Below are 21,808 nucleotides of genomic sequence, written 5' to 3'. Positions count from 1 at the left end.
GGCTGCGGCTTATTCGGCTGCAAGTGCAGCTTCCGCGGGAACACTCACCGTTCCGCCGCAGGAAGTCTCGGCCTTGAAAGATTTACGCGGATTCAACCCCAGCAACTCAAACATGGCTTTATCATCGGCAAAGCCGGGGTTAGGCGTAGTCAAGAGTTTATCACCGGAGAAGATGGAGTTAGCTCCCGCCAAAAAGCAAAGCGCCTGCTCGCTCACCGGCATTTCCTGTCTTCCCGCCGATAAACGAACCATGGTCTTGGGCATGAGAATACGGGCCGTGGCAATCATGCGCACCATTTCCCAAACGCTCACGCGTGGTTGCTCGGCTAAAGGGGTTCCTTCTACCGGTACCAGCGCATTCACCGGCACGCTTTCTGGGTGCTGCGGCAGGTTGCTGAGCACGTGCAGCATGGCAATACGGTCTTCGTCGGTTTCGCCCAAACCAATGATACCACCGCTACACACCGAGATACCGGCTTTGCGCACGTTCTCAAGGGTGCCCAGACGGTCGCCGTAGGTACGGGTGGTGATGATGTTGCTGTAGTTTTCCTCTGAAGTGTCCAGGTTGTGGTTGTAGGCGTAGAGACCGGCCTGTTTCAGACGTTCGGCCTGGTACTCGTTGACCATTCCTAGGGTGCAGCAAACTTCCAGACCCATCTCATTTACGCCTTCCACCATTTCCAGTACGCGGTCAAAGTCACGGTTGTCGCGCACCTCTCGCCAGGCAGCGCCCATGCAGAAACGGGTAGAACCGCCTTCTTTGGCTTGGCGGGCCGCGTCCAGCACTACCTCGTTGCTCAGAAGCTTGTGCGCCTGAACGCCGGTGTGGTAACGGGCCGCCTGTGGGCAGTACGCGCAATCTTCGGGGCAGCCCCCGGTTTTCACTGAAAGCAAGGTGCAAACCTGCACTTCGCCGGTTGCCTGAAATTGTTGGTGTACCTGTGAGGCTGCTACAATGAGTTCCAACACCGGTGTATAGTAGATGGCGCGAATTTCATCCATGTTCCAATCCGTGCGGAGAGGGGCGGTGTTCAGAGCGTCCGTCATAGTCTGAGTAGTCTAGTTTAGACGCCTAAAGTACGGCGTAAAACGGAATAGGCGAAATTTTTTGTGCGTGTTCCTAACGGTTGTTCGGCTGTTTTTGGCTTGTTTTCTGAAAATCAGATGGAAAAGGGTGAGGTTGAATTGCAGGGTGTAGGGGCAATCCCTTGTGGTTGCCCTAAACGGTGCGTCTAGCCAAGGGCAACCACAAGGGATTGCCCCTACAAATCAACAACTAACCACTAACAACTAACAACTAACAACTACTTCACCACCTGTCCGTTGCGGTATTCTACTTTTTTCAGCTGTTTGCCGTTCTCGTCAAAGTACGTCCAGGTGCCGGTCTCGCGGTTGTTTCTATAGGTGCCGGCCATTTCGGTTTTGCCGTTCTCGTAGAGCTGTTTGAAGGTGCCGTAGCGGAGGCCGTCTTTGTATAGGGTCTCTGATTTTACTTTGCCCGAGGGGAAATAGGTGATAAGCGTACTCACAACCTTCCCGTTCAGGTACGTGGCTTTGGATGCAACCTGGCCGTTGTCGTGGTAAGTGAGGCGCTCGCCGGTGATTCTGCCGTTTTTGTAAGGTTCAGTGGTTTTCAGTTGCTTGTTCTCGTAGAATTCCTGCCAGGTGCCTACGGGTTTGTTATCCTTGAATTCCTCCTGGGCGGCGATGGCCCCGGACGGATAGAAGCGGGTGATTTTGCGGTCACGCTCGTTGTTGCTGTAACGGATTTCCTGCTGAAGTTTTCCGTTCTCGTCAAAGGCCTGGGCCAACCCTACGCGGACGCCTTTGCTGTAGGTGAGGGTGCCGCGGCGCTGTCCGTTTTCATAGTAGGAGACCGAAGGGCCATCGGGCTTGCCCGCCACTACGCTGCCTTCGGTCATGAGTTTGCCTGAGCGGTAATAGGTTTTAAGCTGTGCTGGTTTGCTGGGGTCGTCGCTGATGGTTTCGGTTTCCAGTTGGCCGTTGTCATAGAAGGTGTGGTAGCCGCCTGCAAGCATGCCGTTGCGGTAATTGGCCTCAGATTCCTTTTCGCCGTTGGGGTGAAAGGTGCGGGCTACGCCGCTCTGTGCTTTGCGCGTGTAGGTGATTTCTGACTTCAGCTTGCCGTTGGGGAAATATTCTTTCACGGAGCCTTCGGGGAAACCGTCTACAAAGGTGGCTTCTTGTTTCAGTTGGCCGTTTTCATGGTAGCTTCTGAAAGGGCCGTTTTGCAGGTCGTTCGCGTATTGGCCTTCCTGTAGTTTGTGGCCGTTGGGGTAGTTGGCAGAGAAAGGGCCATTCTTTTTACCGTCTTTATAAGGGACGGTCAGTTTGGGTTTGCCATCCGCAAAGAACTCGGTGTAGAGACTGTCGCGTTTGCCCTCGACTACTTTTACCATCGCTTCCAGTTGGCCGGTAGGATAGTACTTGCGGTAATAGCCGTGCATGACGGTGTCTGGGTTGGCTTTGATAAAGTACACTTCTTTGACCGCCGATTGCAGGGAGTCATGATAGGTGACTACGCGCATTTGGGCCTGTGCCTCCAACCGAAGCCCTAGGTTCAACAACAGAAACGCAACTAGAAACAGAATCCTTTTCATGGATGCAAAACAATAAAAAAAGCCTTACTTCTAACGTAAGGCTTTTTAGAATTAGTATAGTTCAAAAAGGATTACATGCGCTCCAGCACAATGGCCGAGGCCCCGCCGCCGCCGTTGCAGATGCCGGTTACACCGATTTTGCCGTTTTTCTTGTGCAGTACGTTGATGAGCGTGGTGACAATACGGGCCCCGGAGGCCCCCAGCGGGTGGCCCAACGACACGGCGCCGCCGTACACGTTCACGTTGCCGCCTTCCAAGCCCAATTTTTGGTTGTTGGCCAGCGAAACCACCGAGAACGCTTCGTTTATCTCGTAGAAATCAACCTCAGACGGCGACACGCCAGATACTTTCAACGCCTTCGGAATGGCTAAAGCCGGCGTGGTGGTAAACCATTTCGGCTCCTGCTCGGCATCGGCGAAGCCCAGGATTTTGGCGATGGGTTTGAGGCCCAGTTCCTCGGCTTTCTCTCTGCTCATGAGCAACAGGGCGGCAGCCCCGTCGTTCAAAGTAGAAGCGTTGGCGGCCGTCACGGTGCCTTCTTTTTCAAAAACAGGCCGTAAACCGGGAATTTTCTCGAAGTTCACTTTGCTGTATTCCTCGTCATCGGTGATGAAGATGGAGTCTTTGCCGCGCTGCGGAATCTCCACGGGCACAATCTCGTCTTTCAGGAAACCGGCTTTGGCGGCCTCCGCCGATTTGCGGTACGAGCTGATGGCGTATTCATCCTGCATCTCGCGGGTGATACCTAGCTCACGGGCGGTGTTTTCGGCGGCGCTGCCCATGTGGTAGTCATTGTAGACATCCCAAAGGCCGTCTTTCACCAAGCCGTCAATCATCTGTCCGTGGCCCATCTTCGCCCCGAAACGGGCTTTGTCCAGATAGTACGGCACGTTAGACATGCTTTCCATGCCGCCCGCCACAATGATGTCTTTGTGGCCCAGCATGATGGCCTGGGAGGCGAACATGATGGCTTTGGAGCCCGAGGCGCACACTTTGTTGATGGTGGTGCATTCCACTTCGTATCCTAATCCGGCGCCAATGGCTGCCTGCCGCGCGGGAGCCTGCCCCACGTTCGCCGACAATACGTTGCCCATGATCACTTCTTGTACCAGACTTTTGTCAACCCCGGCTTTTTCCAAAGCACCTTTGATGGCAATAGCGCCCAACTGCGGCGCGGTTAAACTTGCCAAAGCCCCGCCAAAACTCCCGATGGGAGTTCTCACGGCCGAGATTACGTACACTTCTTTTATTCTATTGCTGCTTGTGCTTTCCATTGCGTATCAATGCTTATGGTATGATAAAAAATCAAAATTGGAACCTGTTTAGAGTTCTTCATTAATAGGCAGTTAGGGCAAGAACTCTGGTGCAAGCTTCCGTTTGCACCAGAGCTTTTGGCTATTTATATGAAACAAGCCAAAAACAAGAGGTTTACTTATACGCTGCCGCAAGCATCCGCCCATACCTCTTTTTTAGGCTACTTTTATAAAAACAGGCATAAAACCCTAAACAGCTTTTTGGTCAAAATAAAGACTGACACAGATTTCTAATATCTGCCTATCAGTAGTGTTTTTTAGATTGTCGGGTTGAAGTTACTTTTTCTGTCGTAAATAACCAAACGCTTGTTAGGTTGAATGAGTTCTGAGTAATTCATATAAACGCAGGAACATGCGTTTACGCTGGAAAACTCTCTTCCATGGGGAATAAACGCGTCAAGGTGTGGTGTGGTTTTCAGCCTGTTTTATGAAAAACGGGCTGAAAACAGGTGCGGTAGTCAAACTTCAACACAGAATGTGAAGAACTCTTTGCTGTTGTTTTGAGGCTGTTTTCAGGAAAACAGCCTCAAAACAACAGCAAATCTACTACCAGTCAGGCGCGTTTTTATCGGCTTGCTTTGTTTTACTGCGCGGTACCTGTTGCAGGTATTGGGCTTCCTCCTGGCGCATGGCGTCCAGCAACTGGCGAGCCTTCTCGGGGCTGAGTTGCAGTTTCTTCAACCGCTCGAAACGGGTTTGGAGCAAAGCATCATCGGCCTGGCCCGTTTCTCTGTTTCTTTGATTGCCTCCGTTCCCGTTGCTGTCTTGGGTGCCCCGGTCGCTCAAGCCCCGGTTCAAACCCGGGGTATTGCCGAAGTTCTGTAGTTGGTTTGCGTTACCCTGACCGAGCTGGGTACCTGATTCTCCGCCGCCGTTGGCCGAAGTCCCTGCGCCAGTAGCCGCAACTCCGGCAGAACCTCCCGCGCTGGAACTACCGGCGGCATTGGGCTGTTGGGCGCTGCCGGTTCCATTCTGGGGAGTCCGTTTTGGCGGAGGGGGTGGAGTTTGCCGTTGCTCTGGGTGCAGCAGGATGTACTTCTGGAGCAACTCATAATTGTAGCGGGCTGCTTGGTTGGTCTCATCGGCTTTGAGGGCCTGTTTGCAGTAGGTGAGGGCTTTGGGGTAATTTCCTTCCTCGGCTTCAATGATGGCTAACTGGCTGGTAACCGTGGAAAGAAGTTCATTGTCTGTGGTTTTCAACAGCGAACGGTACAACGGGGAGGCCTTGGTGTACTCATGCAGATGGAAATACGAGTGCGCCAAATTCAACACCACCGAAGAATGGGAGCCTCCGCGTTCGGTTCCGCGCACCTTTTCGTACAAGGCCGCTGCCTGTTGATACTCCTTTTGTTTGTAGGCTGCCTGGGCCTGCTGGGCATACTGGTTCCGGAGCGCGATGCGCTGGAGACCATCCAGCGGCGAGGAGGCGAGCAAGAGGAGGAGCCACCAATATCTCATATCTTCAGTACCTGTATAGTCCATAATACGTCCAGCGCAATCAGCAGTAGGGCCGCCAGTAACGGATACAGGTATTTGTTGGCGGCTACCTCCACCACTTTGGTCTGGCGCAGCTCACTTTTGACCGAGTTGACGGCGCTTAGCAGTCTGGGCGTTTCACTTATGTTCTGGTTTATCTCAAAGTAAGCGCCTTTGGTACGCTGGGCTACCTCTTTCAGAACATCGGCCTCTAACCTGGTGAGCACCGTTTCGCCCCGGCTGTTTTTCTTAAAGCTGCGCCCCTCTGGAATTTTGCCGCCCGCGTACGTGCCAATGCCCACGCAGTACACGCGTATGCCCTGGTTTACCAGAGACCTGACCGCCGCCTGCACATTCTCCCCGAAGGTCTCGCCATCTGAGAAGATGACCACTATTTTGGAGCGTTCCGTTTCCCGGCTGGTTTCACTTTCCCTGAATTTTTGCTGAACCAGTTCCAAAACGGGTTGTATCTGGGCCGCTTCCGGCGGAGCCAGCGCGGTACTGAGCGACTGCACGAAGAGTTCCAGGGCACTTTGGTCATAGGTGAGGGGGCTCAGCACGAACGCTTCAGACGAAAAACCGATGAGCCCCACCCGGTCGGCGTTGGAGTTCTGGATAAATTCCTGCAGTTCCAGCTTCACCTTTTCTAACCGCGAAGGCGGCACGTCCTGCGCTTTCATGGACTGGGAAAGGTCTACCGCCAAGAACACATCTTTGCCGTTGGTTCTTATCTCTTTGGTCATGGCCCCAAAAGAGGGCCCCAGCAAAGCCACAATCAGGAGCACCATGTAAATGCTCCGGATAATGGCTTTGATCCAGATGGCATTCGCCTTTTGTTTGAATTGCTGGGCCAACCGCTTAATCCGGTACAGATAGCCGCCGTAGAGCACCCCAAACAGGAGGAAAAAGAAAAACTCTACAGAGGTAAACGGCAGGTACCAGGTCATGGGGTATAGAGAGCGCTTTTGAGTGCGGCGGCAAGTTATAAAGAAAGAAACAAATGCGACTGCCTTCTACAACCTGCCGAAAACGGCTGGAAAGGCGTTTGGCTGTTCTGGTAAACGCTTTGGCAGAAAATAAATTTCAAAGACAGCCTATTTCTAAGCTGCTGGCAGCTAAGCCGATGATGCCGGAAGGGAGAAGGCCGGTAAATATTTTTAGCGGGAGCTTTGGTAATCTCATTTTAATGCGGCTATATTTGCACACTCTTTAACCGAAAGAGCTAGCCCGGAGAGATGGGTGAGTGGCTGAAACCAGCAGTTTGCTAAACTGCCGTACCTCTAAAGGGTACCGGGGGTTCGAATCCCCCTCTCTCCGCGAAATATTCTTGAAAATTAAATTTTGAAAGAAGATTTCAATTCATATCTTTGCACCGCGATTACGGAGAACGGAAGTTTGTGAAGTTGGCCACTTTGTAATTGCAAGACTCGGGGTGTAGCGTAGCCCGGTATCGCGCCACATTTGGGATGTGGAGGTCGTAGGTTCGAATCCTGCCACCCCGACGAAAAAAGATGAGTAATGTTGGATGTACAGACATTCTCCATTACTCATTTTTGTTTCGATGGTCTCATAGCTCAGCTGGATAGAGCAACTGCCTTCTAAGCAGTAGGTCTTTGGTTCGAATCCAAATGGGATCACACCGGTAGTAAAAAGCCTCTTCACTTAATGTGGAGAGGCTTTTTTGTTTTACTCTTTTCTTTTCCCACGTTCTGCTTCTAATTGCGCTGTCGTCTTTACCTGAATTTCGATTTGCAGGGTTTTAAAAGTTGTCATCAGGAGCAACAAGAATATTTTCATGCTGCAAGTGGTGGCAAGAGGGCTGTCACATTTATAAGGCCTTGTAAGTTAATTAACTTACAAGGCCTTATACTTTTAGGCAAGCATAAGTCAAGTTGAATAGCAATCACGATCTAGGTATTTTTAACACCTATCCTTTAGAATAAATATCATTCAGACTTTCAATCCAGCACAAGTCCATTTAGTGCTATCACCAAAATCTTCTGCAAACATTAGGCTGAAATATTTAACTTGAAGAAGAATTAGCCCTTTGCCAAGCTAAAATCATATGTTCCAGAAGCAATCCCTCTCAGAAAGAGACATCTGCACCAAATTCATCACCCCGGCCTTAATAGCAGCCGGGTGGGATATCCAGAAGCAAGTGCGGGAAGAATGGTCGTTCACAGATGGACGCATTATTGTGCGGGGCCAAAAGTACACCCGGGGCAAGCAGAAGCGTGCCGACTATGTACTGTTCTATAAATCAACGTTGCTGGCGGTGATGGAGGTAAAGGAAAACAACCATTCCCTGGGCGCGGGCATGCAGCAGGCCAAGGAGTACGCCGATATTCTGGACGTGCATTTTGTGTACAGCACCAACGGCGACGCTTTTCTGGAGTTCGACAAAACCCAGGAGGAAGGCGAGGTGGAGAAAGAGCTTTCCCTGGAAAACTTCCCCTCGCCCGAAGAACTCTGGCAGCGGTACGCCGCTTTCAAGAACCTGGACAAAAAGCAGCAGGAGATTGTAAAAGAGGAAAACCACAAGGACGAAACCGACCTGGCGCCCCGCTACTACCAGCAGATTGCCATCAACCGCACCATTGAGGCCGTAGCCAGAGGTGACAAGAGAATTTTGCTGGTCATGGCCACCGGCACCGGCAAAACCTACACGGCCTTCCAGATTATCTGGCGGCTCTGGAAAGCCAAAACCGTGAAACGGGTACTGTATCTGGCCGACCGCAACATTCTGGTAGACCAAACCAAGACTGGCGATTTCCGGCCGTTTGGGTCAGACATCATGACCAAAATCCAGAACCGTGAGGTAGACAAGTCTTACCAGATTTACTTTGCGCTCTACCAGGGCCTCACCGGCACCGATGAGGAAAAGAACGTCTTCAAGCAATTCTCCCCGGATTTCTTTGACCTAGTGGTGGTAGACGAGTGCCACCGCGGCAGCGCCCACGAAGAATCTGCCTGGCGCGAGGTGCTGAGTTACTTTGATTCGGCGGTGCATTTGGGCATGACGGCTACGCCGAAGGAAACCAAGGAAACGTCTAACATCACCTACTTCGGGGAACCCGTCTACACGTATTCTTTAAGGCAAGGCATTGAAGACGGTTTCCTGGCGCCGTACAAAGTGGTGCGCATCGGCCTGAACGTGGATGAAGGCTACCGGCCCGAGAGAGGCAAAGTTGACAGGTACGGCAACGAGGTAGAAGACCGCATCTACAACACCAAAGACTTTGACCGCACCCTGGTCATAGACCAGCGCACCAAGGTAGCCGCCCGCAAAATATCAGAATACCTCAAACTCACCAACCGTATGGCCAAAACCATTGTGTTCTGTGTTGACACCGAGCACGCCGAGCGCATGCGGCAGGCGCTGGTGAACGAGAACAGCGACATGCTCAAGCAATACCCCAACTACGTGGTGCGCATTACCGGCGATGACGAGGTGGGTAAGAAGGAACTCTACAACTTTTCGTCGGTGGTGGAGAAGCAGCCGGTTATTGCCACTACGTCTAAACTGTTGACCACGGGCGTAGACACCAAAATGGTGAAGGTGATTGCCCTGGAGGCGGGCATTCAATCCATGACCGAGTTCAAGCAGATTATTGGCCGGGGCACCCGGCTCAGGGAAGACGATGGCAAAGTGTATTTCACCATCATGGACTTCCGGAAGGTGACCAACCTGTTTGCCGACCCAGACTTTGACGGCGACCCGGTGGTGATTTATGAACCTGGCGAAGATGACCCCATCGTACCGCCCAACCCAGAGGGAGGAGAAGGCGAGGACTTGTCCGAAGGCAAACCCATACCGGGTGAACCAGGCGATGGAGAAGACGAAGACCCCGACGGAAACGGCCCTGGCGGTGATCCACCCATCAAACCCAAAAAATACTTCATCAATGACGTGGCGGTAACGGTGGTCAATGAGCGGGTGCAGTATTACGGCGCAGACGGCAAACTCATTACCGAGTCTCTGAAAGATTACTCGCGCAACAAGCTGCTGCTGGAATACGCCTCATTAGACGATTTCCTGCAAAAGTGGCAAGCCACCGACCGCAAAGAAGCCATCATCAATGAACTGGCCGAGAAAGGCGTGCTCTTTGAGGAACTGCAGCAGGAAATAGGCCAAGACCTGGACGCCTTCGACCTGATTGCCCACATTGCTTTTGACCAACCACCGCTCACCCGCAAGGAGCGAGCAGAGGAAGTAAAGAAGCGCAACTACTTTGAGAAATACGGCGCCGGTGCCCGCGAGGTGCTGCAAACGCTACTGGACAAATACGCTGACGAAGGCATTAGCTCCATAGAAACCACGGCGGTGCTTAATGTAAAGCCGCTCAACTTGTTAGGCACGCCCACGGAGCTGGTAAAGCGGTTCGGGAAGAAGGCGGATTTTGAAAGGGCGGTGCAGGAACTGGAGTTGGAGCTGTACAGAACGGCGTAGAGAGTTACGGGTAGGGAAGGGGATTTATAAATCCCCGACAGAGTAGTTCGGGATTGATAAATCCCGAACAGCAGAGCAGCAGAGAGTTCTACTTTTGCTGTAAATTTCCCTCGCTGTTCGGGAGTTCTACTCTTTTCGCTGTTCGGGAGTTACACTCCCGAACCTGCCTGCTGCGGAGTTCCTACTCCGCCGGGAACCACGGGCAGATGTTGCAGAAGAAGGGGAGTGGAACTCCCCGGCAGGGTGCTTCTGGAGTGGAACTCCAGAAGAGCGAATAGAGCATAGGTTGCGATTCCTGTTTTCGGCCTGTTTTTGCAAAAAAGGCCGAAAACAGCAGGCGTTAACACCGTTCCAGAATAAGGTAGGTTTGTTTTCTGTTTTGGGCCTGTTTTTGTAAAAACAGGCCGAAAACGGCTGGTTGCTTCCTTGGCTTGTCCTTTTGCTGTTCGGAAGTTCCACTCCCGAACCTAACTGCTGCGGAGTTCCTACTCCGCCGGGAGCCACGAGCAAGAGAAGGGGAGTAGAACTCCCTGGCAGGGTGCTTCTGGAGTGGAACTCCAGAAGAGCGGCTTTTTTTCCGGCCTGTCAGGGGACAGGCCGGGGGAGCGGGTGTCTGGGCTCTTGCTGATCCCGTACGGACAGGTCGCGACCTGTCCCCACGCATTCCCGGTCAACCGCATCCCCGGACGGGGCATTGAAGATGGCGGGTGGCTTTCTTTCATGGTAAATGATTTGGCGATGGCCAGCGTTTGGGACAGGTCGCGACCTGTCCGTACATTATCAATGAATGGATTCAATGAATGTAATTCGGCAAAAGTAAACATCCCCCTACCCCCTTCAAGGGGGACAGCCTTGGATGCGCTTTATAAACATCAATCTATTTAAAACCAATACGCTTACACAAACACACACCATGAGTAACCTTTCAGGTATTATTAAATCCATCCGCGACATTATGCGCCAGGATGCGGGGGTAGACGGGGACGCGCAGCGGATTTCGCAGATGGTCTGGATGCTGTTTTTGAAGGTCTTCAGCGACAAGGAAGAGGAATGGGAACTGACCATTGAGAACTACCAATCGCCCATTCCGGCGCATCTGCAATGGAGCCAGTGGGCGGCCAACGAAGAGGGCATGACCGGCGACGAACTGCTGCAGTTTGTGAACAACGAGCTGTTTGAGTCTTTGAAAAATTTGCAGGTATCACCCAAGGCAGATCCGCAGGGCTGGATTGTGAAGCAGGTGTTTGAAGACACCTACAACTACATGAAAAGCGGCACGCTCATTAGGCAGGTCATCAACAAGATTAACCTCATTGACTTCAACGCCTCCTCAGACCGGCACCTGTTCAATGACATTTACGAGAACATGCTCAAGGAACTGCAAAGCGCGGGTTCCTCGGGGGAGTATTACACGCCGCGGGCGGTGACGCAGTTTATGACCGACATGACGGCGCCGCAGATGGGCGAGACGGTGCTAGACCCGGCCTGCGGAACGGGCGGTTTTCTCACCTGCGCCATTGAGCACGTGCGCACCCAACTCAGCAACCCCAGCGACATTCAGACGCTGCAAAACAGTTTTCAGGGGGTGGAGAAAAAGCCGCTTCCGCACATGCTGGCCACCACTAACCTGATGCTGCACGGCATGGACGTGCCCGTGATACGGCATGATAATTTGCTGGTGCGGCCTTATGACAGCTGGACGGGCAAAGACCAAGTAGATATTATCCTGAGCAATCCGCCGTTTGGCGGCACCGAGGAAGAGGGCACCGATGCCAACTTCCCGCCCAAGTTCAAGACCAAGGAAACCGCCGATTTGTTTATGGCGCTTATCATGCGGCTGCTCAAAGACAACGGCCGCGCGGCGGTGGTGCTGCCAGACGGCACGCTGTTCGGTGAGGGCGTGAAAACCCGCATCAAGGAAGAACTGCTGAGCAAGTGCAACCTGCACACCATTGTGCGGCTGCCCAACGGCGTGTTCAACCCGTACACCAGCATCAAGACCAACCTGCTGTTCTTCACCAAGGGGCAGCCCACCAAAGAGGTGTGGTATTTTGAGCACCCGTACCCGGCGGGGCAGAAAAGCTACAACAAAGGCCGGCCCATCAACATAAAGGAGTTTGACCTGGAGAAAGCCTGGTGGCATAACCGCGCGGAGAACGAACACGCCTGGCGCGTATCGGTAGAAGACATTGCCGCCCGAAACTACAACCTGGACATCAAGAACCCGCACGCGACGGCGCTTGACCTGGGCGACCCCGCCGACCTACTGGAAAAACTACAGCTCACCGCCCAACGCGTGAAAACGCTGCAGCAGGAGATAGTGACCGCGTTAGAAGAATCTTTGTTAGCCTAAGCCCGCATGGTATTACTAGAGCAATTTGAGCACCTCACGCTACACCCCAAAAATGCCGCCCGCCTCAAAGAACTGGTGCTGCAACTGGCGGTGCAAGGCAAACTCACCCAAACCTGGCGAAACCAAAACCCCCACGTAGAACCGGCATCGGAACTGCTGAAACGGATTGAGGCGGAGAAAGCGCAGTTGGTGAAGGAGAAGAAGATGAAGAAGGAGAAGCCTCTGGAGCCGATTTCTGAGGAGGAAATTCTTGATGAATTACCTGAAACCTGGACTTGGTGTAGATTAGGAGAAGCAATTTCATTCACAAACGGATATGCTTTTCAAAGTTCGAGTTTTACTGATGAAGGAATTGGAATTATTAGGATTGGCGATTTGCAAAATGGTGAAGTCGTGACTCAATCTATGAAGTATGTAGATTCAGACGAATTTGAAAGTTTACTTCAGGATTTTGCTGCAGAACCCGGAGCAATGCTCATAGCAATGTCGGGTGCAACTACAGGAAAGATTGCAGTTAACAATACTTCCACTACATTTCTTTTAAATCAACGAGTAGGAAAAATCAGACCTATTCTGGTAAATTCTTTGTTTCTGAACTCTTTGTTAAATACGAAAATTGAGGAAAACCTAAGAATATCTAAAGGAAGCGCAATCCCTAATTTGAGCACCGCTCAGATAAAAGAGATTATCTTTCCCCTTCCGCCCCTTGCCGAGCAGGAAGCCATTGTGGCGCGGGTGGAAGAGCTGATGCAGAAAATTGAGGAACTGGAGAAAGCCAACCAAGACAGAATACAGCTGCAAAAGAGCCTGGGCGCGGCCGCGTTACAGGCGCTCACCACCGCCCCAGACCATGAACTGGAGCAGCAATGGGCATTCCTGCAGCAGCATTTCCAGATCCTCTTCGGGCAGGAGGCCAACGTGAAAAAGCTCCGCGAAACCATTCTGCAACTGGCGGTGCAAGGCAAACTCACCTCGGCGTGGCGCAGACAAAACCCCACCACCCAACCCGCCGCCCACCTCCTGCAACAGATTCAGGCCGAGAAAGCGCAACTGGTGAAGGACAAGAAAATCAAGAAGGAAAAACCCCTGGAACCCATCTCAGAAGACGAAGTGCCCTATGAACTGCCGGATAGTTGGGTTTGGTGTAGGTTGGGAGAGATTTGTTTGAAAGTAACAGATGGAACACACCATTCTCCTCCTAATATTGAAGCAGGGAAATACAAGTATGTTACGGCGAAAAATATAAAAAACGATGGGGTTCTTCTTTCAAATATTACATATGTAACGGAAGAAATTCATCAAGAGATTTATAGCAGATGTAATCCAGAGAAAGGTGACATTCTTTATATCAAAGATGGTGCAACAACAGGAATTGTAACAATCAATAACCTCGATGAGCCGTTTAGCATGCTATCTAGCGTGGCTTTATTAAAGTTGCCTAAAGAAGTGGATAACAAATTTCTGTTATACTTAATGCGTAGTCCTTATTTTTATGAAGCTACGAGGAGCGGTATGTCAGGTGTTGCAATAACCAGAGTAACATTATCAAAAATAAATTACTCTCTAAGCCCACTTCCACCACTCGCAGAACAAGAAGCCATCGTCGCCAAAGTAGACCAACTCATGCAGCTCTGCGATGCCCTGGAGCAGCAGCTCGCCCAAGCCAACCAACAGGCCGAGGCGCTGATGCAGGCCGTGGTGCAGGAGGCCTTGCAGCCGCAGGAAGAAGGGGTGCTGGAGGAGTAGCCCCCCGTCTGGGGTTTCCTGTTTCGGGCCTGTTTTTCCAAAAACAGGCCTAAAACGCAGAGACCTCCCAGGTTTTCAAAACCTGGGAGGTCTTTCCGGTAGCTGTTTTTCGGCCTGTTTTTCAAAAAATAGCCCGAAAACAGCTTTGTAATTTCACTTTCAATCGTTTACTATGGTTTTTGAATTCTTTTTAGGCGGCTATGGGCAGAGCAACTTTTGGGTGAACCTGCAAGACGGCCAGCTGTTTTTTGAAGAAGGGTACAGCGGCCTTCGCCTGCATGAGGCAACGGCTATTCCGTTAGCGGGCACCAAGGAGTGGCCAGAACTGGAGGCGTTTCTAACCAATTGCCGCTGGAAAAAAAGGTATGACAGCCCTATTCTGGACGGCACCCAATGGGAACTGAAACTGAAAACAGCCACCCGCTCCTTAAAATGTTACGGCTCCAATGCCTACCCGCCAGACTTTTACCATTTTCTAACGCTCCTCAACCATTGCCTTAAAACAGCGGGGCGCCAAATAACCTAAAGAGCGTCTAGTAATAGTTTATACAGTTGCTGTTTTTGGCCTGTTTTTGAGAAAACAGGCCAAAAACGCAGAGACCTCACAGGTTTTCAAAACCTGTGAGGTCTTTTTCTGTACCTGTTTTCGAGCTTCATTTCCAGAAACCAGGCCAAAAACAACTGGGAGAGCAGAACTAGTTTACCTCCCCAAATCCATTTAATTCTATTCTGTTGTGGGGCTTTTCTTTTTAGGTTTGTCCTTAATCAAGTCATTTGCATTTACAATTGGCAACGCAAACCCCTCCAGCGGGGTGCCCAAGGTTTTGGTGAGGAGCATACCCCTGGCAGTAGAGTAGGCTGTCCCAAGCAAAGGAATGACAAGGTGCGGCCCAGGTATCATTTCATCAGAGGTTTTAGATTTAATCAGGTACTCCTCTATGTTCTGGATGATAAAGGTAAATCCTAAATTAAATTCACCTTCTATCCCAATGGGCTCTTCCTTTTCATTTACAGCATAGCATTGTATATGTAACTGCACTTTAATCCCTTTTTCCTCTAAACTGAAAGAGTTGCTGGTAGAAAAGGTGCAATTGAAAGCGTTTATTGAAATGGGGGCAGCGTGAGAAGTAGTATTGTTTTTTATACAGAAATCAAGGAAAGCGGCCTCTTTGAAAACAAGCTTTGAGAAATCTAACGCTTTCTGTGGTGTGGTAGGCATGTCTTAGTAAGCTACTTGGTGTGAATTTTTGAGAGGGGCAGATGTAGCTACCGTTCCTTCAAAAATAGTTGAGGTATAATGCTTCTCATAAGCCTCCCATACTTGGGTAGTTCCCTTAGTGTCAACCTTAGGGGTGTTCTCTACCTCAATGACCTTGCTGGTGCCGTAGATATAGTTTTCCAACGCCTTTAATAGCTTTGGTGCTACTATATGTTTTTGGTGGGCAATTATTTGGGCCAGACCAGCATCAGATACCAAAAGCCGCAGCAGCAACCTATGCGAAGGCTTAGGCAATTCGCCGTTTTCATAATAGCGGTATTGGTTAATGCCCAAGCCCAACAATTTTGACATGCTGTTCTGGCTCAATTTAAGTCTTTCACGCACCTCTGTTAACTGTTGAGGAGATGGAACCTGATGGCGCTCCCGCCATTTACTGAGTAGTTCTTCTACTACCGAGTCAGTCATCTCAGCATCACCAAATTTTTCTCCTGTGTCTTCGCACAGATAACTTTTAACCTCAATTTCAAACTCTTCTCCTCTAAACGGAATGGTTTCCAGGGTGGTGATTTCTGTCACTTTCCCCCCGGTATATGGGCTTTTCATCTTCTGTTTTTTAAGTTAAACCAGTTTAGGATATACCATGTCATGTTTTGACGGATGAAACGAAATGCAAATCACATTTTCATTTTCTAAGCCTAACTGTACCTTAATGTAAAATTCAACCTTCTTTTTGCTCTTGGGTCTGTCTTTTGGGCCAATCCTTTTGCCAAACACCCAAAGCGGGCCTTTGGGGGGGATGTTGTCGGTGTCTTTTATTGGCCCTTCGGAGTAGTCTGTAGGGGTAAGTGCCTTTATTATCTCGGCTAGTTCCTGGGGAGGGTATCCCCAGGTCTTCAATTCGGCATACGCACTAATGTATTCAGGTCTATGTATAAAACGCACCTCCCGAAATTCCAACTTTAAGCGGAGTGCTTCCAGGAAAGCCTCAACCTCTTTTAATGTTGGCATATTTTCGCTTTCAGTACCCAAACTTATTACCTTTTAACTGAAAACACAACAAATAAGTTGCAGTTATACTAGTTTTAGAAAATTGTGAGAGATATTACTCTTTATCTGATAGCTTTCCTTGATGTGCGGAATCACGCTTCAGAAGAGTCTGCACAGCGGAAGGAGATGAACTGCACTACAGGAACTCTGCATAACACCTTTAAACCTTAACCCTTTCTGGCAGCACCAAAAAATAGAAATCTCGTTTTAGGGCTCATTTCCAGAAACAAGCCTTAAAACGGGTCACAACCAGCATTGGGGACTAAGTTTCTTTGGACAGAATGTTTATATTGAGATTATTTCTAAGAGTTTAGTCTAGACCAACGCTACATGAAAAGAGAAGAGGCCATTGCCATTATAGATGCCTTGGCAGCAGGTTGTTCGCCCTTTACCGGTGAGGTGCTGGAAGGGCACCCCATCTTAAATGACCGAAACGTAATCAGGGCCCTGCAGACGGCGTTGGTGTCTTTGTCTGCCCAACCGAGCGCAATTGGTAACACCATTCCCCCGGCCGTTAAGCTCCCCCATGAATTGTCTAAGGAGACGGTGCGCACCGCCATAGAGTTGCTTCAGGAAAACGGTTTCAATACCACCTTTGGGCGGCTTACCAAATTCTTCTTGGGCAGTCGGCATTTTGAGGGTTCGCCCGTGGCCCAAAGCCCGCTTTTCGGCTCTTTTAAAGGCCGGTACAGATACAATTCCTTTAAGCCCTTGGTGTTGCAGGTGCTCCAGGAGAACCCAGACCTGAGAACAACTGCGGCCATCAGAAAGCAAGCAGCGCAGGAAAAGCCATGGGATTCTGTGGTGTATTTCACAGGACAAAGATTCTGCAAGCTATCTGCCAAAGCCCTTGACCAGTTAAAAAGCCGAATTGAGGCGTTGGGTATTCAGAAACCAACTGCCACCCTTGCAGATAACCAAGTGCAGGCGCGCCTTTCGCACCCCAGAGCCTATGAACCTTGGTCTGAGCAAGAATCTGAATTTCTGGCCAAAGCCCTGTTCTACACCAATGACCTGCAAGTGCTTTCTTCCTGTTTTCAGCGCACAGAAAGCTCCCTCAGCGCCATGGGCAAGAAATTAATCTATGAAGGAAAAGCCGCTACAAACCCAGACGCACAAGCATAGCATCCTATAAATTCCTTTTCCGCAAACGTTACCTAAGCCTGTTTTAGGCTCCATTTCCAGAAATGAGCCCTAAAACAGAAGTCCCTTTCAATCACCATTTACCATGTCACAGAGACAAGAAACAGCCCTGCTAGAATACGTTAGACTATACAAATTACTGGAAGAGAAGGGCGGGCCAGAACAAGACGGCGACCTGTTTGAAGATGTATTGGAAAGGGAGGAAGATATATTACAGACCTTCGGGCTGCCGGCTTCGCTTAAATACCTCCAGATTCTGCACAAACTGGTCAGCCGGAAATCTGTGACGGTAGCGGCCATCCAGAAAACCATAGCCCAACTGCAGAAAACCGCCGAAGCCCATCTGTCGGCCCCGGTACTCACAGACCTGGAACTGCTGCAGAAGGCCAAGGAAGAAGACCTCAGCCCCTATAACGTGCTGCCAGAACTGGGCCTAATTACGCATACCTATCCTATTTTTCTGATGGAAGTAGCGCTCCAGTTTGTTGAGCCTCAAGCCATATTAGACGAGTTCTACGCCCTCAAACGCTTAGACTGCTACGGAGAATTATATCAACTCAAAAGCAAACACCCCAAATCTTTCAAGCGCACCAAAATCTACAAGCAGCTCAAGCCCTACCTCAAGTTCATAGACCACTATGTGCGCTATACTCCTGAGGAACCACCATTTCTTCTGGACTGGCAGCCGGAGGAAGCATTAGATACCCCTGAAAACCAGAGGTTGACGGGAGGGATAGCATTGCCCTTTGAAAGCAAACAACCAAGCCTCTTTGATGAACCAGCACCAACTGAGCCGCCCAGGAATTTCACGCCAGCGTACACCGTTCTCACAGATTTAATGGTGGTGGAAGAAATCATGTTCAGCCGTGATTCTGGGGTAACGGTCTCCGGGCATTTAGCGCAATACTGTAGACCCACCCGCCTGATGCTGGGCTTTGAGTTTGACCAGCTTTTAGAAGTCATCCAGGCTTACCGGGCAGAAGGGCAAGATTTGCTGCTTTACTTCAACAAGAACCGGCAACAGGCCGCCGGAGGTGAGCCCGTGCTTGTAAACCTGAAAGACAAATTAGGCAAAGTGTTTCTGTTAGATCAGCATTACTTTAGGGTATACAAAACTGAATCGCTGGACAGAAATGGTCATGCTGCGCCAATGGAAGAGGAGTTTTACATAGTAGAAGAAATCATTGACAGGGCAAGGTTTGATGCAGGACAGGTAGAACACTCCAAAGGATTGTTGCATGGCCTGTTCCACCATGTGAGAAACCATTACCATACCTATCTTAACTCCTTACGCGACGGCATGCCTGACGCAGAGGCTCGCAAGAAAAATGGGATAGATGACTATGTTAAGTTTGAGTTGGCTAAACTGCTTTATACTATTGAAAAGCACGGTAAACAGATTAATTAACACGTATTACGCATTTCTGCTGGTGGTTCCCGGCGAGGCGGGAGACTCGCTCTAATCTCAGTCAAAAAGCCAGCAGTCTCACACCTTTGATTCCAAACCTGTGAGGTCTTGAAGACCTCACAGGTTTCCGGCCCTTTTCTGCAAAACAGCTCAGAAACGCATCAGCGGGATTCCTCTTTCAGTGAGAGAGGGGCTGAGGGAGAAATCCGGGTTTTCTACGTAAAATCAGTACTTTATCTTATTCACAAAGTTTTCAAACAAAGCCCCACCATTAACTGTAAGTTTGCCAACGGCAGCATATTCGCACGCAAACAACCAAGGCTCTATGAAACCCAACTTTACCTTTCTCCTTCTTCCGTTTTTGGTGTGTTTTTGGGTTTTTAGCCCTAAAACGCTCCTGGCCCAGAGTAAAACTAGCAAAGAAGCAGAACTGGTGTACGTAGACCAGAAAGGCATTCTGCGCTGGAAGAAAGACAACCAGGAAGCCGCTTTTTTTGGGGTGAATTACACGGTGCCGTTCGCGTACGGCTACCGCTCGGTGAAGGCCCGCAACGTGGATCTGGAGAAAGCCATTGACCAGGATGTGTACCACATGGCCCGGCTGGGTTTAGATGCTTTTCGGGTACACGTCTGGGATACCGAGATCACCGATACGCTGGGCAATCTGTTGGAAAACGAGCACCTGCGTTTGTTTGATTACCTGGTCTACAAACTGAAACAGCGCAACATCAGAATCATGCTCACGCCCATCGCCTTCTGGGGCAACGGCTACCCCGAGAAAGACGAGGAGACTCCCGGTTTTTCGCGGCTGTACGGCAAACAGAAAGCATTGGTGAACGAGGCTGCTTTCAAGGCCCAGGAGAATTACCTCAAGCAATTGCTGCACCACGTCAACCCCTATACCAAACTCACCTACGGGGCAGATGCCAACATCATTGGGGCGGAGGTGAACAATGAGCCGCACCACTCGGGCCCGAAAGCCCGCACCACCGAGTACGTGAACCGGATGGTGGCCGCCATGAGAGGCACGGGCTGGACGAAGCCCATTTTCTACAACATCAGTGAGTCGCCGCGCTACGCCGATGCCGTGGCCAGGGCCAACGTGAATGGGTTCAGCTTCCAGTGGTACCCCACGGGCCTGGTTGCCAACCACACCTTGCAAGGCAATTACCTGCCCCACGTAGACCGTTACCATATTCCCTTTGACACCATTCCCGAGTTCAGGAACAAAGCGTTGATGGTCTATGAGTTTGATGCCGGTGACGTGCTGGGTTCTTACCTATACCCGGCCATGGCGAAGAGTTTCCGCGGAGCGGGTTTCCAGTGGGCCACCCAGTTTGCCTATGATCCCCTGGCCACCGCCTACGCCAACACCGAGTACCAGACGCATTACCTGAACCTGGCCTACACGCCTTCCAAGGCCATCAGCCTGCTGATCGCGGCCAAGGCTTTCCACCGCCTGCCGCTGCGCAAAAGCTACGGCGTATACCCGGCTGACAGTGTGTTTGAGGCCTTCCGGGTGAGTTACAAAGAAGCATTGAGCGAGATGAACACGGCGCAGGAGTTCCTCTATTCCAATTCCACGCGCACCCAACCGGTAAACGCCGCCAAGCTGAAGCGAGTGGCAGGCGTAGGAAGTTCACCGTTGGTGTCCTACAGCGGTACAGGCGCTTATTTTCTAGACAAACTGGACAAAGGCGTTTGGCGGCTGGAGGTAATGCCCGATGCGATTCCCATCCGTGACCCGTTTGCGAAAGCCTCGCCCAGCAAGGAAGTGACCCGCATCCAGTGGCAAACCCAAGACATGCAGATCAGGCTGGCCGAACTGGGGGAGACGTTTACCATTACCGCCGTAAATGAAGGCAATACGTACCTAGCCGCCGCGCAGGGAGGCCGTTTTCAGGTGCAGCCCGGCACGTATGTGCTGTCTAAAAAAAGCAAAAGCGGGGTAAAAGCAGAAGACACGTTCGGAGCAATGCAGGTCAGGGAATTCGTAGCACCGCCACCCGTAGATACCAAACCTTACGTGGCGCACCAGCCGTTGAAAGAAGTTTCCGCCGGAAAGCCTTTCGTGCTGACCGCCCAGATCGTGGGGGTTTCGCCTGACACCAAAGTATCAGTGCAGTTGAACAACCAGGCGGCGGTGTACAAAACCGTTGCGATGCTGAATGCCGGGGCAAGTCTGTTCAAGGCCGAAGTTCCCGCGGAACTGACCTCGCCGGGTTTGATCAATTACCGCATCCTGGTACAGGACGGAAACCGGCACGTTACTTTCCCCGGCGGCTACGAGGGCGATCCCTGGGCTTGGGATTATTATCAGAATGACACCTGGCAAACCTTTGTGGCCGCTCCCAACGGGGCACTGCCATTGTTCAATCCCACCACAGACCGTTCTATCTACGTGTTCCCTAATCTCTGGCGAAGCGATGAACGGCAACTGATCACCACCCTGAAACCCGGCCAACTGGTACTGAAACTGACGGCCAAAGAACTTCCGGCCGAACAGACCATGGGCTTCCACCACTATATTGGCGACAAACTGAAAGGCCGCGAAACTGAGCTGTCCGGCTTTGGTAAACTGGTCATCAGAATCAGAACTTCCAACACTACCGCCGTGCCGGTGAAAGTAGGGCTGGTGACCCGCAACGCCTCGGCGTATGCCGCCACCGTTACCGTAGGTACTGTTTTCAAAGATATTGAGATTCCGCTGAGCAGCCTGAAACCAGATTCCTTTGTGCTGCTGCCCCGGCCTTATCCGGGTTTCCATCCGTTCAAATTCGCGGGGGCTACATCGGCTCCTTTCCAATTGCAGCAGGTAGAAAAGCTGGAGATTTCCCTCAGCCAAGACCCGAAATCCGCCCCGGCCGGGCAGCCCAATGGCTTTGAGGTAGAAGGTGTGTGGCTTGAAAAGGAATAGCGGAGCCATCTTCACCCGTGATTGGGAATTCCGTTTACGGGCTGTTTTTGAAAATTGGCCCGTAAACGGAATTATTGCTTTAGCGCTTTTTTTGATTTCAGGTTTGCTGGCTCAA

16 protein-coding genes and 3 tRNA genes are annotated in these 21,808 nt (G+C 50.9%); 11 read left to right on the top strand and 8 right to left on the bottom strand.

The annotated features are described in order from the left end of the window. Positions 1–9: 9 nt before the first annotated feature. From bioB to HHO50_RS08345, 5 genes are all read right to left on the bottom strand, one after another. On the bottom strand, positions 10–1,047 hold the full coding sequence (bioB, locus tag HHO50_RS08365; protein ID WP_181305542.1) for a biotin synthase BioB: 1,038 nt from the start codon (positions 1,045–1,047) through the stop codon (positions 10–12). A gap of 257 nt (positions 1,048–1,304) precedes the next feature. Continuing rightward, on the bottom strand, positions 1,305–2,621 hold the full coding sequence (locus HHO50_RS08360) for a toxin-antitoxin system YwqK family antitoxin (protein WP_181305541.1): 1,317 nt from the start codon (positions 2,619–2,621) through the stop codon (positions 1,305–1,307). A gap of 71 nt (positions 2,622–2,692) precedes the next feature. Then, positions 2,693–3,895, bottom strand: coding sequence for an acetyl-CoA C-acyltransferase (locus tag HHO50_RS08355; protein WP_219921483.1), 1,203 nt, complete (start codon positions 3,893–3,895; stop codon positions 2,693–2,695). A gap of 585 nt (positions 3,896–4,480) precedes the next feature. Then, positions 4,481–5,392: a lipopolysaccharide assembly protein LapB gene (locus HHO50_RS08350; protein ID WP_181305540.1), complete on the bottom strand. Its 912-nt coding sequence runs from the start codon at positions 5,390–5,392 to the stop codon at positions 4,481–4,483. Further along, positions 5,389–6,357 (bottom strand): VWA domain-containing protein, encoded by a 969-nt coding sequence (locus HHO50_RS08345; RefSeq protein WP_181305539.1) that lies wholly within the window; start codon positions 6,355–6,357, stop codon positions 5,389–5,391. Before HHO50_RS08345 ends, HHO50_RS08350 begins: the two co-directional genes overlap by 4 nt. A gap of 53 nt (positions 6,358–6,410) precedes the next feature. Here HHO50_RS08345 and HHO50_RS08340 point away from each other — a divergent pair, with 53 nt between their 5' ends. The 8 genes from HHO50_RS08340 (at position 6,411) to HHO50_RS08305 (ending at position 14,485) form a co-directional block, all read left to right on the top strand. Next, positions 6,411–6,623 carry a hypothetical protein gene (locus tag HHO50_RS08340; RefSeq protein ID WP_181305538.1) on the top strand — a complete coding sequence of 71 codons (213 nt, stop codon included), beginning with the start codon at positions 6,411–6,413 and terminating at the stop codon, positions 6,621–6,623. A 16-nt stretch (positions 6,624–6,639) separates the two neighbouring features. Continuing rightward, positions 6,640–6,727 (top strand) — tRNA-Ser (locus tag HHO50_RS08335). 111 nt (positions 6,728–6,838) lie between these two features. Beyond that, positions 6,839–6,912 (top strand) — tRNA-Pro (locus tag HHO50_RS08330). Positions 6,913–6,973: 61 nt separating this feature from the next. After that, positions 6,974–7,047: transfer RNA gene (locus HHO50_RS08325), tRNA-Arg, on the top strand. Between the two features lie 428 nt (positions 7,048–7,475). Continuing rightward, on the top strand, positions 7,476–9,860 hold the full coding sequence (hsdR, locus tag HHO50_RS08320; RefSeq protein WP_181305537.1) for an EcoAI/FtnUII family type I restriction enzme subunit R: 2,385 nt from the start codon (positions 7,476–7,478) through the stop codon (positions 9,858–9,860). Between the two features lie 913 nt (positions 9,861–10,773). Further along, on the top strand, positions 10,774–12,213 hold the full coding sequence (locus HHO50_RS08315) for a class I SAM-dependent DNA methyltransferase (RefSeq protein ID WP_181305536.1): 1,440 nt from the start codon (positions 10,774–10,776) through the stop codon (positions 12,211–12,213). A 6-nt stretch (positions 12,214–12,219) separates the two neighbouring features. Then, positions 12,220–13,959, top strand: coding sequence for a restriction endonuclease subunit S (locus HHO50_RS08310; RefSeq protein ID WP_181305535.1), 1,740 nt, complete (start codon positions 12,220–12,222; stop codon positions 13,957–13,959). 172 nt (positions 13,960–14,131) lie between these two features. After that, positions 14,132–14,485 carry a hypothetical protein gene (locus tag HHO50_RS08305; protein WP_181305534.1) on the top strand — a complete coding sequence of 118 codons (354 nt, stop codon included), beginning with the start codon at positions 14,132–14,134 and terminating at the stop codon, positions 14,483–14,485. Positions 14,486–14,683: 198 nt separating this feature from the next. Here HHO50_RS08305 and HHO50_RS08300 read toward each other — a convergent pair whose 3' ends face one another. Genes HHO50_RS08300 through HHO50_RS08290 form a run of 3 tightly spaced genes read right to left on the bottom strand, consistent with a single transcriptional unit; the run spans position 14,684 to position 16,207 of the window. Next, a complete protein-coding gene (locus HHO50_RS08300) occupies positions 14,684–15,178 on the bottom strand; it encodes a hypothetical protein (protein WP_181305533.1) in 495 nt (164 codons plus the stop codon). Between the two features lie 3 nt (positions 15,179–15,181). After that, on the bottom strand, positions 15,182–15,781 hold the full coding sequence (locus tag HHO50_RS08295; protein WP_181305532.1) for a type II TA system antitoxin MqsA family protein: 600 nt from the start codon (positions 15,779–15,781) through the stop codon (positions 15,182–15,184). A 15-nt stretch (positions 15,782–15,796) separates the two neighbouring features. Then, positions 15,797–16,207: a hypothetical protein gene (locus HHO50_RS08290; protein ID WP_181305531.1), complete on the bottom strand. Its 411-nt coding sequence runs from the start codon at positions 16,205–16,207 to the stop codon at positions 15,797–15,799. A 348-nt stretch (positions 16,208–16,555) separates the two neighbouring features. Here HHO50_RS08290 and HHO50_RS08285 point away from each other — a divergent pair, with 348 nt between their 5' ends. The 3 genes from HHO50_RS08285 to HHO50_RS08275 all read left to right on the top strand — a co-directional run bounded on the left by HHO50_RS08285 (position 16,556) and on the right by HHO50_RS08275 (position 21,693). Then, a complete protein-coding gene (locus HHO50_RS08285; RefSeq protein WP_181305530.1) occupies positions 16,556–17,350 on the top strand; it encodes a hypothetical protein in 795 nt (264 codons plus the stop codon). Between the two features lie 103 nt (positions 17,351–17,453). Continuing rightward, complete coding sequence (locus HHO50_RS08280; protein WP_181305529.1) at positions 17,454–18,776, top strand: hypothetical protein; 1,323 nt, start codon at positions 17,454–17,456, stop codon at positions 18,774–18,776. Positions 18,777–19,101: 325 nt separating this feature from the next. Then, positions 19,102–21,693 (top strand): membrane or secreted protein, encoded by a 2,592-nt coding sequence (locus tag HHO50_RS08275; RefSeq protein WP_181305528.1) that lies wholly within the window; start codon positions 19,102–19,104, stop codon positions 21,691–21,693. The last annotated feature ends 115 nt before the right edge of the window (positions 21,694–21,808 follow it).

The organism is Rufibacter sp. XAAS-G3-1 (genome assembly GCF_013623775.1).
GTDB lineage: Bacteria > Bacteroidota > Bacteroidia > Cytophagales > Hymenobacteraceae > Nibribacter.
This window is presented reverse-complemented; position numbering and strand designations above follow the sequence as displayed.